12 protein-coding genes are annotated in these 13,084 nt (G+C 37.4%); 4 read left to right on the top strand and 8 right to left on the bottom strand.

All coding sequences use genetic code 11. The annotated features are described in order from the left end of the window. The first annotated feature begins 13 nt into the window (after nt 1–13). Nucleotides 14–1,660, top strand: coding sequence for an amidohydrolase (locus KGF86_RS03620; protein ID WP_211741143.1), 1,647 nt, complete (start codon nt 14–16; stop codon nt 1,658–1,660). 36 nt (nt 1,661–1,696) lie between these two features. Here the strand turns inward: KGF86_RS03620 and KGF86_RS03615 are convergent, their stop codons facing one another. The 4 genes from KGF86_RS03615 to KGF86_RS03600 all read right to left on the bottom strand — a co-directional run bounded on the left by KGF86_RS03615 (nt 1,697) and on the right by KGF86_RS03600 (nt 8,284). Further along, nucleotides 1,697–2,377 (bottom strand): GntR family transcriptional regulator, encoded by a 681-nt coding sequence (locus KGF86_RS03615; RefSeq protein WP_343221414.1) that lies wholly within the window; start codon nt 2,375–2,377, stop codon nt 1,697–1,699. Between the two features lie 427 nt (nt 2,378–2,804). After that, nucleotides 2,805–3,887, bottom strand: coding sequence for a glycosyltransferase family 4 protein (locus KGF86_RS03610; RefSeq protein WP_186868371.1), 1,083 nt, complete (start codon nt 3,885–3,887; stop codon nt 2,805–2,807). 284 nt (nt 3,888–4,171) lie between these two features. Then, a complete protein-coding gene (locus KGF86_RS03605; protein WP_186868370.1) occupies nt 4,172–4,870 on the bottom strand; it encodes a glycerophosphodiester phosphodiesterase in 699 nt (232 codons plus the stop codon). A gap of 333 nt (nt 4,871–5,203) precedes the next feature. Continuing rightward, nucleotides 5,204–8,284, bottom strand: coding sequence for a S8 family serine peptidase (locus KGF86_RS03600; protein WP_186868369.1), 3,081 nt, complete (start codon nt 8,282–8,284; stop codon nt 5,204–5,206). A gap of 382 nt (nt 8,285–8,666) precedes the next feature. Between KGF86_RS03600 and KGF86_RS03595 the strand changes: the two genes are divergently transcribed. From KGF86_RS03595 to KGF86_RS03585, 3 genes are all read left to right on the top strand, one after another. Then, complete coding sequence (locus KGF86_RS03595; RefSeq protein ID WP_211741142.1) at nt 8,667–9,074, top strand: hypothetical protein; 408 nt, start codon at nt 8,667–8,669, stop codon at nt 9,072–9,074. 192 nt (nt 9,075–9,266) lie between these two features. Next, on the top strand, nt 9,267–10,010 hold the full coding sequence (locus KGF86_RS03590) for a threonine/serine exporter family protein (protein ID WP_246521272.1): 744 nt from the start codon (nt 9,267–9,269) through the stop codon (nt 10,008–10,010). Nucleotides 10,011–10,146: 136 nt separating this feature from the next. Continuing rightward, nucleotides 10,147–10,599, top strand: a complete 453-nt coding sequence (locus KGF86_RS03585; protein ID WP_186868367.1) for a threonine/serine exporter family protein — start codon at nt 10,147–10,149, stop codon at nt 10,597–10,599. A 436-nt stretch (nt 10,600–11,035) separates the two neighbouring features. Here the strand turns inward: KGF86_RS03585 and KGF86_RS03580 are convergent, their stop codons facing one another. The 4 genes from KGF86_RS03580 to KGF86_RS03565 are packed head-to-tail and all read right to left on the bottom strand — an operon-like array spanning nt 11,036 to nt 13,072. Beyond that, on the bottom strand, nt 11,036–11,638 hold the full coding sequence (locus KGF86_RS03580; RefSeq protein WP_186868366.1) for a 4Fe-4S single cluster domain-containing protein: 603 nt from the start codon (nt 11,636–11,638) through the stop codon (nt 11,036–11,038). Beyond that, nucleotides 11,638–12,396: a helix-hairpin-helix domain-containing protein gene (locus KGF86_RS03575; RefSeq protein WP_186868365.1), complete on the bottom strand. Its 759-nt coding sequence runs from the start codon at nt 12,394–12,396 to the stop codon at nt 11,638–11,640. The genes KGF86_RS03580 and KGF86_RS03575 overlap by 1 nt, the downstream gene beginning before the upstream one ends. A 6-nt stretch (nt 12,397–12,402) precedes the next feature. After that, nucleotides 12,403–12,618, bottom strand: a complete 216-nt coding sequence (locus KGF86_RS03570) for a DUF2997 domain-containing protein (RefSeq protein ID WP_186868364.1) — start codon at nt 12,616–12,618, stop codon at nt 12,403–12,405. Continuing rightward, on the bottom strand, nt 12,611–13,072 hold the full coding sequence (locus KGF86_RS03565; protein ID WP_211741141.1) for a hypothetical protein: 462 nt from the start codon (nt 13,070–13,072) through the stop codon (nt 12,611–12,613). The genes KGF86_RS03570 and KGF86_RS03565 overlap by 8 nt, the downstream gene beginning before the upstream one ends. Between the last annotated feature and the right edge of the window lie 12 nt (nt 13,073–13,084).

Here is a 13,084-nt window from a genome sequence, read left to right as displayed (position 1 = left end):
AGATATGTAAAAAATGGATGCTACACTAATTATTAAAAATGCTAATGTGCTAACGTTAGATAGCAATAACCGGGTTGCTGGGTCAGTGGCGATATCAGAAGGGAAAATCGTGAGTATTTGGGATACTCCAGAACCGTCAAAAGGAGATATCAAGATAAATGAAAGAACTACGGTGATAGATTTAAAAGGGGATACGTTAATTCCAGGATTTATTGATACCCATAATCATATATTAATGTATGCTTTAATGCGTTCCCAAGTTAATTGTAGTACACCACCAAACCATTCAATTTATGACATTCTAAACAAAATTGAAAAGGCAGCAGCAGATACTATTAACGGTGAATGGATTCAAGGTTACGGATTTGATGATACTATGATTTCTGAGAAGCGACATATCCTTAGACACGAGTTAGATAGAGTTGCACCAGATAACCCTGTTATAATAACACATATTTCTGGACATCTAGCTTATGTCAATTCTTTGGCACTAAGATTAGCTAGTATAGCTGAAGATGTGGAAGATCCATCTGGTGGACATTACGGCAGGTATGAAAATGGTTTAGTGAATGGGGTGCTATATGAAAATGGTGCAATGGACCCTATAACTTCCATCCTACCTAAAAAGTCCGTAACTGAATCATTAGACCATCTTAAACATGCAGCTAAAGAATACTTAAGCCAAGGAATAACCACAAATACAGATGCAATGGTAAGTAATGTAGAAGATTTAAATGTACATCTGTTAGCAGCAAAGACTGGAGAGAATCCAATGCGAACAAGGCTTATGATTATGCATACGTTACTGCGTGAAGGAGCTCCTTTTGAAGGTTATTCACCCGAACAATTAAATAATGAGCTTATGGCTAAATCTAATGGATTAGTAAAATTGGATAGTATCAAAATGTTTCAGGACGGTTCAATTCAAGGACTAACAGGTGCGCTTCGGAAGCCTTACCATAATAATAAAGCTTTACTAGGTAATCTAATCCATCCACAAGAGGATTTTCAAGAAGAGATAATACAATTGCATCAAAAGGGCTTTCGCATAGCTATTCATGGGAACGGAGACCGTGCCATTGAATCTATCCTACAAGCTTATGAAAATGCAATCTCCAAATTCCCTAGGAAGAGACACCAGCATCGCATTGAACACGTACAGACAGCTACTTTAGATGACTTAGAAAAAATGTCAAGCTTAGAAGTTGCAGGTTCTTTCTTTATTAATCATGTATATTATTGGGGGGATAGACATGAGGAGTTGTTTTTGGGACCTGAAAGGGCAAGACGAATAAGTCCTTTAGCAGATGCTATCCGTAATAATTTACTATTCACATTACATTCAGACTGTCCAATCACACCAATTTCTCCATTGTTCTCGGTATGGGCAGCTGTTAATAGGTTAACTTCGTCTAATAGAGTCTTGGGGCCAAATCAACAAATTGATATAATAACTGCATTAAAATCGATGACCATATATGGCGCTATATTAAATTTTGATGAAGAAAATACCGGAAGTATTGAAGTTGGAAAGTTAGCAGACTTTGCTGTTCTTGATGCAGATCCTTTAAGTATAGACAAAGAAGATATTAAGGATATTAATGTAAAAGCTACTTTCCTAAACGGTAATTTAGTATATGGTGAAAGCCAAATAGATTAGTTTACAGCTGATACAAATAAATCTATCTTGGACTAGCTAATTGCTTTTCCTAGATAGATTTATTTTAAACGAATACATATCTGAGCGATAAAAGGCATTTTCAAACTCAACAAAGTTATTATCAATGTCAGTAATTTTACGCTCTGCATTAAGCATACTCAGTGTTGGGGATACTCCAAGTAACCTAGCATCCTCCATAGAAACTTTATTAGACTTAATAATTTGTTCCGCCGCATAAGGCTTGATGCCTATTTTATGTTCTAACAACTCATAAAACGCTTCTTTATTCAAATCAAACTTGATAAGTTCCTGCCCGATATTAACTGGATAATAATGTTTTTCTATTCCAATAGGAATATTATTAGCATACCGGATTCTTTTGAAATAATATGCATCCTTTAAACCCGTCAGTTCATGTAAACTATCACTAAGCTCAATAATATTATGCTCAATTAATTTAGCACCAGGAGTCATACCCATTCTTTCAATGATTTCTGAAGTGCTACTTAAATTTCCAAGCCAATCATTAATAGGTCTTAATTTAACAAACGTACCTCTACCAGGTCGCTTTTCAAGAACCCCTTCTCTTACAAGCTGAGCAATCCCTTCTCTAACAGTACTTCTACTAACATAATATTCGTCCATTAGTTCCCGTTCACTAGGAATTTTGCCAATATATTCGCCGTTAAAAATTTTCTCTTCTATCTCATGTTTCAATTGAATATGAAGTGGTATTGAATTTGTGTAATTTAGTGGCATGTCTCCTTCTTCACCTCTAAAGACTAGTATAATATAAATAATATAAAATCAGAAGGAAAAATTATAATTATAAAAAAATTACTCGTATATACACATTAGTATTAAGGTGCATCCTGGTTAAGTGAAGAAATATTTAACTAGCCCCATTCCATTCTTTCAATCTTATTCACTCTTTATAAAAGAAGATTGGTAAATATAACACGATTTAGTTCCCATCCTAAAATATTTCTCATTTTGAAGTTCCTTATTCTAGTATAAAACCCTAAAAGTCAGACTGTTTGTCTAACTTTTAGGGTCAACTTTATACAACCATGATAAAGCAACCTTTTAGGAATAGTATAATACATACTAATTAAATCGAATACTTTAGATGTATTAAAATCCACTATTGCTCTTGGTTTGGTACTTTTCTTTTAAACAATTTAACAATTGTATCTAGTACAGGACGCTTCCCACCAAAAACAAGTCCAGCCAATTCCGCTAAAATATGTAGCAAGAATAGCAATATAATTATAACAACAAGATTCATTGTTATAGAAACTTCATTAAAAATCACGGCCAACGTACCGAAGATAGCACTGATTCCGTATAAGATTAATACTGTTTTACGATGACTATAACCAGCAGCAAGCAATTGGTAATGAATATGCTTATTATCAGCCTTCAAAATACTTTGCTTGTTTAACATTCTCCTTACAATAGCAAATAGTGTATCGAATATTGGTACAGCCAATACAATAATCGGTATAACAAAGCTAAATAAAGCAATGTTCTTAAACAGCCCAAGAATTGAAATAACTGCAATCATATATCCTAGTAAATTAGATCCTGTATCACCCATATAAATCTTAGCCGGATAGAAATTATGATATAGAAATCCAAGGTTTGCACCTATTAACGCAATACACAGGTAGACTACAATTAGACGTCCATCAATAATTCCCATAACAAATAAACTTATTAATGCGATTGTCGTAACACCAGTAGCTAATCCATCCAGACCATCAATTAAGTTAATGGCATTCGTTATTCCTACTACCCAAATAACAGTTACTAATACACTCATAAAACCTAATTCGACTTGTCCTATAAACGGAAGAGTAACTTTGTCTATTATTAAACCACTAGATACTAAGAACGAAGTAGCAATCAATTGACCAGTTAGCTTAGGTATTGGACGAAGGGTAAACCGATCATCCAATGCACCTGTAATAACAATTACAATTGCACCACATAATATTTCAATTAAATGTTGGTCCTGTGGCTGTAGATATAAAGCTCCAAGAAAGGCCCCCAAAAATATCGCTAAGCCTCCCAGTCTCGGAGTTATCTTTTTGTGGATTTTCCTGTCATTCGGTAAATCCACCGCACCAATTTTTACCGCAAACTTATTCACTACAAAAGTTAATAAGAAGGTGGATAGCAAAGCTATGATAAAGGCAATTGCTAAATCTATATAATTGAACATAGTATTCTCCCATTACATTTCATCATTTACTATGTAGAATTATATCGAAGTAACGATACTCTGGCAAATTAATTCTCGCTGGAGATTTTCTATTTACACTATGATAAAGACAACATAAGGAACCTCCCGATGGAATAATCCTAGGGAGGCTCCTTTCAAATTCTGACATACTGTTCTCTCCGAAAACTCTTCAGTATTAGCAAAATCAAAACCGGAAAAAACATGAAGTAAACTAACTTTTTCAAATAAGATTTACGTTTCATTTTCTAAAACACCTTCCCCTTCTACCCTAAAGATAAGGCCTTATACCTTTCCAATTCATCTGTAGTAATTAAAATTGATGGGTACGCTTTAAAGCTCTTCATTTGTTCTATAGTATTTACCGTCCAGACCACTAATTGAACTCCCATGCTTTCACACTTTTTGATGTGCTTTTCTTTAATCGCCTTACAATTCACAGCAAAGTACCGAGCATTCATCTTCTTAATGAGTCTAAAATGGGATGGACGAACTTTATTTACTAAAGGGCCTAATTGTATTTCATCTGATATCGCACGTAGCTTTAATAAGGAATCATGATTAAAGGAGATAACATACACTTGATCTTCCATCTCGAATTTCCTGATTATGTCATATATTTTCTGTTCAATACCGGGATATAGTTTTGGCTTCTTTAATTCGATTGAAACGATAATCCGATCTTTAGCTATGGCCAACACTTCTTCTAAAGTCGGGATTTTTTCTTCAGAATGAATTGTAAATTGCTTTAATTCCTCTAGTGTATATTGACGGATCTCTCCAGTTCCGTTCGTCATCCTGTCAATCGTATGATCATGCATGACAACAGGAATACCATCCTTACTCATATGAACATCTAATTCCATATGAGAAAATCCTAAATCAATCGCGGCTTGAAAAGACGATAGTGTATTTTCTGGGTAGTTCACAGGATAACCTCGGTGAGCAATACCTCGAATCGTCATTAAACTTCCCCCTCAGTCTACGATTTCCTTGTTACTACAAGTATAGAAATAGACTATTAAGTGTATATGGAGAGTTTGTGAAGAGTGTGTAAATTGAAGTAAAATTTGGAATTAAACAGACTGGTACAGATTAAATGAAGAGTAATGGAATTAATGATAGTTTGCGCTACATTTCGGTAAGTTCCCGTTTGAAGAATAGGCTGGGGCAAAACTATTTCTAACATAGGATAAACTGAACATGAAAGTTAGCGCATCAAACTAAAAAGAAAAATAGTGGGCAAAGTCAACCGTCGATGACCTTACCCACTAATCTCAGTATGTTTTTTTGTACGTTTATTGTAAGACCTTCACTTTACCTTTTGCCTTCCCTTGTGGTCCCATCACTCTTTCATAAGTAGTGTTACCCGCATTATCAGTAACCGTTACTTCTACTACTGAGCTTGGATGAAGATCTGTAATGAGTTGTTGTGTTTCCCCTTCAGGAATTTCAATAGGTTCTCCATTTACCTTGATTTCAAACTCACTGACTCCACTTCCTTGTCCATCTTCTACCATGATTAGCGCTTCACGCTTACCGCGTCGGATATCAGATGTTACGGTTGGTGCCTGTGTGTCTAATAATACTGGAATTTCAATAGATTGTTCTCTAGCTCCTTCATAGTCAATAACTCCAACTGCTTGTAAGTAGTATTGACCATCTGGTGCTACGTTTCCATCAATCGTTCCATCCCACATCCAATCAGAAGAAACCTTATAATAGGATGCTCGACCAGAATCATAGTAATCTTTACGTATATTCGATTCGGTGTAAATTGTTTCTACAAGATTACCATCCTTATCTAGAACATTGAAGCTAACTTCCTTCGCATTTCTTAAGAATGATAGGATTAGACCTACATCATCTCGTACACCATTACCATTTGGTGAAAATGCTAGATTAGTAGCGTCTTGACCTAAGTAGTCATATGATCCTTGATTAACTGTTGTTACTACTCCAGTCATTTCATAATATGACATTGGATCCCATAATGGAGCATCAAAGATTGGTGCTTCATCCCACGCACCTTTGAATCCTACATAAGGTATCGTTAGTTCTGGATTAGTATCAGTTGGATCTGTTAACGTAACAAATCCTTCTAACCAATAACCACTAGTAAAGATGGATTGCAAATCTTCATCCCACTCGCTAACATCAACCGTTACTTCAAATGTGGTTGTACCATTCGCCGGGACCTCCACTGTACTACTTGCTTCCCCATTAACCGTTGTAACTGCACCTAAATCAAGGGCACCCAATAAATTCGGTGCTGTAACCATAAATCCAGAAGCACTTACTGGTGTATCAGTTTGTGCATTTGCACGTACCTCATAGCTTACCGCTTCATCCGAATAGTTTTCTGCTGTTAATTCGAATGTAACTTGGTTATCAGCTATTTCTTTCAATGCAACTTTTGCTTCACCTGTTTCAGCATTTGTCACTACTACAGGAGTTGAAAGTGCTGAGTGAAGTTGCATTAAGCCGGCACCTTGACGACGCGGCGATACGAATGCCCCATCAAACTCTACAGGAGTAGATGTATTCATTAAAATGTTCTTAGCTAGTTCAACTCTATTTCTACCCTCAAATCCAAATTCATTATCTACACGTTCCAATACTAAAGCACTACCACCAGAGACATGTGGAGCTGCCATAGATGTACCTGATTTCACACCATATTCACCATTATTTAATGTAGAGTAAATTTGTCCACCTGGTGCTGTAATTTCTGGTTTGAAATCAAGGTTCGGTGTTAATCCCCAAGATGAGAATTCACTCATTTGTCCCGCTTCTGCATTTGGTACAGATGTCTGTTCCCCAGTAAAGGTAACACTTGCAGTTTGTCCATTTAATAGTGCGTCTCTTAGTTTGTCACCATCTGCCTTCGATAAGAATACCTGTGGAATCACTATTGTAGGATCAGTTGCCATATTTACCATGCCATCTGTATTATTATATACAATAACACCTGATGCTCCTGCTTCTTGTGCATTTAATGCTTTCGTTACAAAGTCTATCTCTCCACGCTGAACGAGCGCATATTTCCCTTCCAGATCTTTCCCTTCATAATCTTCTGGGTGACCAAGACCTGCTTCTACCAGTTCATATGTATTGCCTACAACTGGATCTGTTTGGCTTGAAGACATATATGCCGCAACGCCACTTTCTCCACCTTCAATTGCAAATTGTAATGCATCAATTGTCATGAAACTATTTTCAAACGACGCAACCTGCAACGAATCATATGCTAAGCCTGGAGAACCACTAACTCCATAATCTGGATTAGATGCATATGGATAGAAGAACCCATCAGCAAACAATGCAGAGTTTCCAGCAGAAATAGACATGACAATACCATTTTCCACTGCTCGTGTAACAGCTAATTGCTCCGGATTTTGACTATCTACAAAGCCAGATGCTGATCCTAAGCTCATATTTAGTACATCTGCGCCTAATTTAATCCCATCATCAATGGCCGCTATGTAAATATCTCCATACGTATATTGCATACCTGGGTCGTTCCCAAATACTTTAAAGTTTAAAATTTGTGCATCTGGAGCAATTCCGTCAATCCCGCCATTAGCCTCACCATTTGCACCAACAGTACCAGCTACATGCATACCATGTGAGGATGCACCAGGATAATTATCTGTGTAATTATGGTTTTGATCCATATAGTTGTATCCATAAGGAACCTTTTCTGTGTAATATTGACCAGGTAAACCTTCTGATTGTATCTTTTGATTTACATCTTCTTCAGATAAGGCTACAGAAACACCTTCTGAAAGCACCATATCTTGGTGAGTATGATCAACACCAGAGTCAATTACCCCGATAACCATACCCTCTCCTTTAAAACCATAGTCACGCCAAGCTTGCTGTGCTTGTACTAATTCCTTACTATTGGCCATATTCGGTTCATCAATTGGTCGCTCATACTTAGTTGAAATGACAACACTTTTTACATTAGGAAGTTTTTCTAATTCCTCCATGTCACTGTATTTCACTTCAGCACTAAAGCCATTCACCACAGTATCAAATTCATGAAGGACCTTTGCATTGATTTTCTTATCCTTCATTGCCTTTTTGGCTTTATTTTTCTTTTCTTTCGCTTCATTTAGAAGTTTCTTCTTCTCAGCTACACTTAAGTCACCAAACTTTTTTCCTTGTTTTGTAGCTTTTTCAATCGGTGCCTCACCGTCTATTTCAACCGTGACACGAACGATTTCGTTAGGATCGATTGTCTCTGCTAATTCCTTGGAAAGATCACTCTTTTCAAGGTTACGATCAACGACAATGTCACCCGGTGCTGCAAAGGTAACCGTACTAAACGCTAAAAGAAATATTAAAGATAATACCGAAATTCTCTTAAGCATTTTCTTCCTCCTCTAAAAAGTTTTGACTTAAGTCTTTAGCCCCCCTACTAAATCTAGTAGCCTAAAAACTTAGTACCTCTAATAATAGAGAATTCCAAAAACTTGGACAAGTTACTAAAGTCTTAGTTAAATATAACTGTATATTTAGATGAATCTACAATATTCTGCATGTTTTTACAATTAAGCGCGATCAAAAATAGGCTAAATAATCTAGAAAATGTGCGATGGATACTAAGTAATATTCATCAGAGAATTCTAATTCGACAATAGTTTTATTCTTAAATACCAGATTGGCTTTAACTTTCGGTTGAGCACTAGTAAAACCTATGCTATGATACCCATGATACAAAGAAAAACTATTCTGAAATGAAGGTGATTTAAAATGAGTAGTGCTTACCTATTCGCAATTGCAGCAATCCTTGCATGTGTTTCTATTCTACTAGTCTTTAAAATTAACATCGAAAAACTCAAAGAAAACCCTGAAAATACTGCGGCCATCCAAACGAAATTCTTTATCGGTGTCGCTATTGCAGAAGTCATTCCCATGATTTTGGTCATCTTTGGCATGATGGACCTGACGCCTGTTGCCTCTATAGAAGAACTATATATTCCTGGAATCATCGTTATTTTCGCTCTAGTATTTTCACCATTATTCATTTTCCTTCAACGCTCCGTAGGCGTTCCAGAAAATGCGAAGCAAACTGTCATGACGTTCTCCCTAATCGGAATCGCCCTGGCAAATGCCATTCCATTAATAGCGTTAGTTAGTTTGATTATGATCTTACCGTAAGCCTGAAAGCCTTCCTTTGTTAGGAAGGTTTTTTCTTTTGATGTTGGTGGTGAGAACGGTAACAATTCTACAAGGCAACGTCATACTTTCAAATCCCGCCTATTACCAAACAATTTTATTGAAATATCCCTTCCATCCCAACCGAATCCCTACTATAATAGGGAGAGAATTTTTGTACGGAGATGATTATTTTTGAATAAGCAGGAGAGAATCACCGAAGTTTGTATGCTTGCTGGAAAAATTATGTTGGAAAGTAGTGCGGAGACGTATCGTGTGGAGGATACGATGAATCGGATTGCACGGGCATTTGGTCTAGATAATTCACAGAGTTATGCAACGCCAACTGCGATTAATTTTTCCATCGATATAGCAAAGCCTGCCAATATGATGCGGATAGAAAAGCGAACAACGGATTTGAATAAAATTGCGGAAGTGAATAGTGTCTCAAGAAAAATCGCTTCTGGTGAATTAAATTTACAAGCAGCATTAAAAGAACTACAACAGCTAGAGGGGAAAAAGTCCTTATATTCCAATCCAATCATGGTGCTAATTGCTGCCCTTGCAAGTGGCAGCTTTACCATCATGTTCGGAGGTCTGTGGGCAGACTTTATCCCTTCATTCCTTGCAGGGGGAATCGGTTTTATTGGATTTCTTTGGTTTGATAAACTGGTAGAAATTCGCTTTATCTCTGAATTTGTTGCTTCCTTTATGATTGGGCTACTAGCCGCCCTTTTCATTCAAACTGGAATCGGAGTAGAGCTTGATAAAATTATTATTGGTGCCGTCATGCCACTCGTTCCTGGATTACACATTACCAATGCAGTACGTGATCTGTTAGCAGGGCATCTGGTCGCTGGTTTATCAAAAGGTGTGGAAGCACTACTAACCGCCTTTGCCATTGGTGCCGGAATCGCTGTTATATTAGCATTTATTTAGCATCTGGGGGGGTGTCCTTATGAGAGGACCAATTCTCTAGTCAGTGTTTAAACCTATTTTAGATAGACGATTGCAGTTTCAGTGGGGTTTGGTTTAGAATAGAATTCATGTCTCAATGGGTATCGGAGGTTATGATATGGGAATTCTTGCCCAGCTAGCGACAAGCTTTGTAGCATCGCTAGGATTTGGCATTTTATTTAATGCACCAAAGAAAGTATTAATACAATGTGGACTTAATGGAATGGCCGGATGGATCGTCTATTATGTATTAGTTGACTATGGAATGGACCCAGTAGCAGCAACAATTCTAGGTGCCATGCTAGTCGCTGTCATTAGCCGAATGTTTGCCAAAATGTACAAAACACCAATTATTATATTTAACGTTTCTGGCATTATTCCACTCGTTCCGGGTGGAATGGCATATAACGCCATGCGAAGCTTTGTCCAGAACGATTACTATAATGCATTTCAATATTCAACAAAGGTCATGCTACTTGCAGGTGGCATAGCCATGGGACTTATGTTCTCAGAGGTATTGAATCAAATTATGTGGAAAACATCTGGAAAAAGAAGAAGAACACAACTGTAAGCTTATTTGGTTTGTTGTTAGATATACATGGGATTGGGGGAGATGCTCCTTTTGCTGGGGGCTTGGGACTTTTTTTGGGTTGATGTGTCCGTTTTTCTTTTTCATGTGATCGGGCACGCGGTAGATGCTACCTTTCCTGGGAACCTTTTGTCCTTTTCCGGGTTTGATGCGCCCGTTTGTCTTTTTCATGGGACCGGGTGCGCGGTAGATGCTACCTTTCACGGGAACCTTGTGACCTTTTCTGATTTAGATGCGCCCGTTTGTCTCTTTCATGGGATCAGGCGCGCCGGATACTTTCTCCACGTGCCCTATCCCACGGCAAATGCTCTCCTTAAGATAAACAGATAATCTGTATACTTATGGAGAGCATTTATATATCGCTTACAGGTGTATTTTTTTATGATTTCTCCTGGAATAAGAAGATTATATATCCACGTTACAAATCTTTTAATATGCGTTTCCAAGTATCTGATGGGACCATACCATTAGCCTCGATTGTGCCGTCACTATTTATATAAACTTCTAATCGGTTTGGTATTGCATTAATATCTTCTTTAATAGATTGATAGCGATCTGTTAAAAAATGCATCCGTTGATTGGTGGACCCGATCCAAGGTCGTTCCTTATCTGGCTTATCCATCTCATAAGGGCCGTCTATAAACAGGTCCGTTGCAGCCAATAGCGCTTCCCAACCTGGCTTATTTAATTCAGCTAGCTGCTCTTTATAGTAGCCACTAAAGGTCATGACAGTAAGACCAATCTCCTGTGCTCTTTTTGCTAAAATAGCTAAGGCCTCAGCTTGTTCAAACGGTTCACCACCTAAAAAGGTGATTCCTTCAATATCATGCTCCTGCTTACTTTTCAAAATCTCTTCCCATAGAAATTCTATAGATGTAGGTGTTCCCTTTCTCGGATTCCAAGTCCATGGAACACCACAGCCTTTACAATGGATGGGGCAGCCTTGTACCCATACACACGCCCTTTTTCCAGGGCCTTCGGAAGTAGTAAATGGTAAATAACGATGTAAATTAACTTCCATTAGTAATCGACAATCCTTCCTGAGGTAGGCTCTTTTTTCACAGTTGAGCCTGATGGTTTTTTCTCTTTATCTTCCCAATTGCTTGGAGTTGTTTGTAGTTCCTCACTAAACTGAATATATGGCTTCGCTTTTGCGATAATATGCGGCTTCATATTCGTTTCTTCGACTAAGTGTGCAAATGATTTGAATTCCCCAACCTTATCACGAACTTGTACTATCTGCCTTGCAAGTATATTCCCGATATAAGGATGGGACGCAATTTCTTGCATACTAGCACCATTAATATTAATAACAAATGGTTCTTTTTGTTCCGTAACTGAAGTAGAGGTCTTCTGCTTTTTCACGTGTTTTATGTTTTCAAATGGTTCTTTCGCACCTGGAAACGGATAGGTTGTGTTCACTATATATGGCGGTGTATGACGTAAAGGATCATTAATGACTTGGAGTGCTATAATCCGTAGGTATTCTCTCCGTGCTTGAAAGGCATGCACCCAGGCAGCAACCCACCCCGCACATACCAACAGAATTGATAAATTAAAAAAAGTCGAATCACTGTCATAGTTTCCAAAGTAAAAAAAGTATTGGGCCATTACAATAAAGTAAATAACACCTGCAATAATCCACTTATTTTTCTTCGTACGAATTCCGATATAGAGAAAACTTATAAATCCTGTTAGTAAAAATGGGCCAAATAACCAATTAAGCCACAAGGAGTGTCGATATTCCCATTTCCGCCCAAAAGGGGTAATTGGATCCATCTCCTTCTACTCCCCTTTCAAGTTACTATGCTGCCGAATTTGTTGCTCTTGAATTATATTAGTCTCATAGTACTCTTCTGTAAAATCCGAATCTATCGAGGTTGCATCAGCTAATCTTTCCATTAATTCAACATAGCTTAAACATTCTTCACCCTTCATTCCGAGTGTTTTTACTCGAATCTCACCTGTTGGTGTTATTTCAAATTTGATTTTTTTACTCAATCTTTAACGACTCCTTTACCTGAAAAGTCAACACAATGGAATCATCCTCATTTGTACTTTCTTGTTCTAGTACTAATCCCTCTACTTTTGCTCGTGCCATTAATTTTTCATATGTTTGTTTTTGGACGATTCTTATATACTCCTTCTGTACATCTTGTAGAAACTCGGTCGCTTCATCGGTTGATACACTTTCATTAAAGATTCCACTAAATGTCCCATCTTCTTGTTGCTGGAACGCCATTTGAATTTCCCCGATAGTCGAATGGAATGTTTGTTCATTCAATTCCACTTGGCAGCCGAAGCCTTTTAACGCTTCTGCTAATATACTCTCATCCTTCATGTTTGTCTCAATTCTGTACAGAACTCCTTCTTCCACTTTATCCTTTATAGCAAATGAAACTGCAGAATTTGCTGCTGCAAGAGCAAGCGGAACAAGTACAACAGATAAACTCATTTATATAAACTC

This window comes from Ornithinibacillus massiliensis, from assembly GCF_018310345.1.
Classification (GTDB): domain Bacteria; phylum Bacillota; class Bacilli; order Bacillales; family Amphibacillaceae; genus Ornithinibacillus; species Ornithinibacillus massiliensis.
The sequence above is the reverse complement of the archived record's forward strand: the minus strand, read 5'-3'. Positions and strand labels throughout refer to the sequence as shown.

Bases quoted from the DNA above. Each gene is read 5' to 3' on its own strand.
- KGF86_RS03610 (WP_186868371.1), bottom strand. From the start codon at position 3,887: ATGTTCAATTATATAGATTTAGCAATTGCCTTTATCATAGCTTTGCTA.
- KGF86_RS03595 (WP_211741142.1), top strand. From the start codon at position 8,667: ATGAGTAGTGCTTACCTATTCGCAATTGCAGCAATCCTTGCATGTGTT.
- KGF86_RS03565 (WP_211741141.1), bottom strand. From the start codon at position 13,072: ATGAGTTTATCTGTTGTACTTGTTCCGCTTGCTCTTGCAGCAGCAAAT.
- KGF86_RS03600 (WP_186868369.1), bottom strand. From the start codon at position 8,284: ATGCTTAAGAGAATTTCGGTATTATCTTTAATATTTCTTTTAGCGTTT.
- KGF86_RS03605 (WP_186868370.1), bottom strand. From the start codon at position 4,870: ATGACGATTCGAGGTATTGCTCACCGAGGTTATCCTGTGAACTACCCA.
- KGF86_RS03620 (WP_211741143.1), top strand. From the start codon at position 14: ATGGATGCTACACTAATTATTAAAAATGCTAATGTGCTAACGTTAGAT.
- KGF86_RS03580 (WP_186868366.1), bottom strand. From the start codon at position 11,638: ATGGAAGTTAATTTACATCGTTATTTACCATTTACTACTTCCGAAGGC.
- KGF86_RS03575 (WP_186868365.1), bottom strand. From the start codon at position 12,396: ATGGATCCAATTACCCCTTTTGGGCGGAAATGGGAATATCGACACTCC.
- KGF86_RS03585 (WP_186868367.1), top strand. From the start codon at position 10,147: ATGGGAATTCTTGCCCAGCTAGCGACAAGCTTTGTAGCATCGCTAGGA.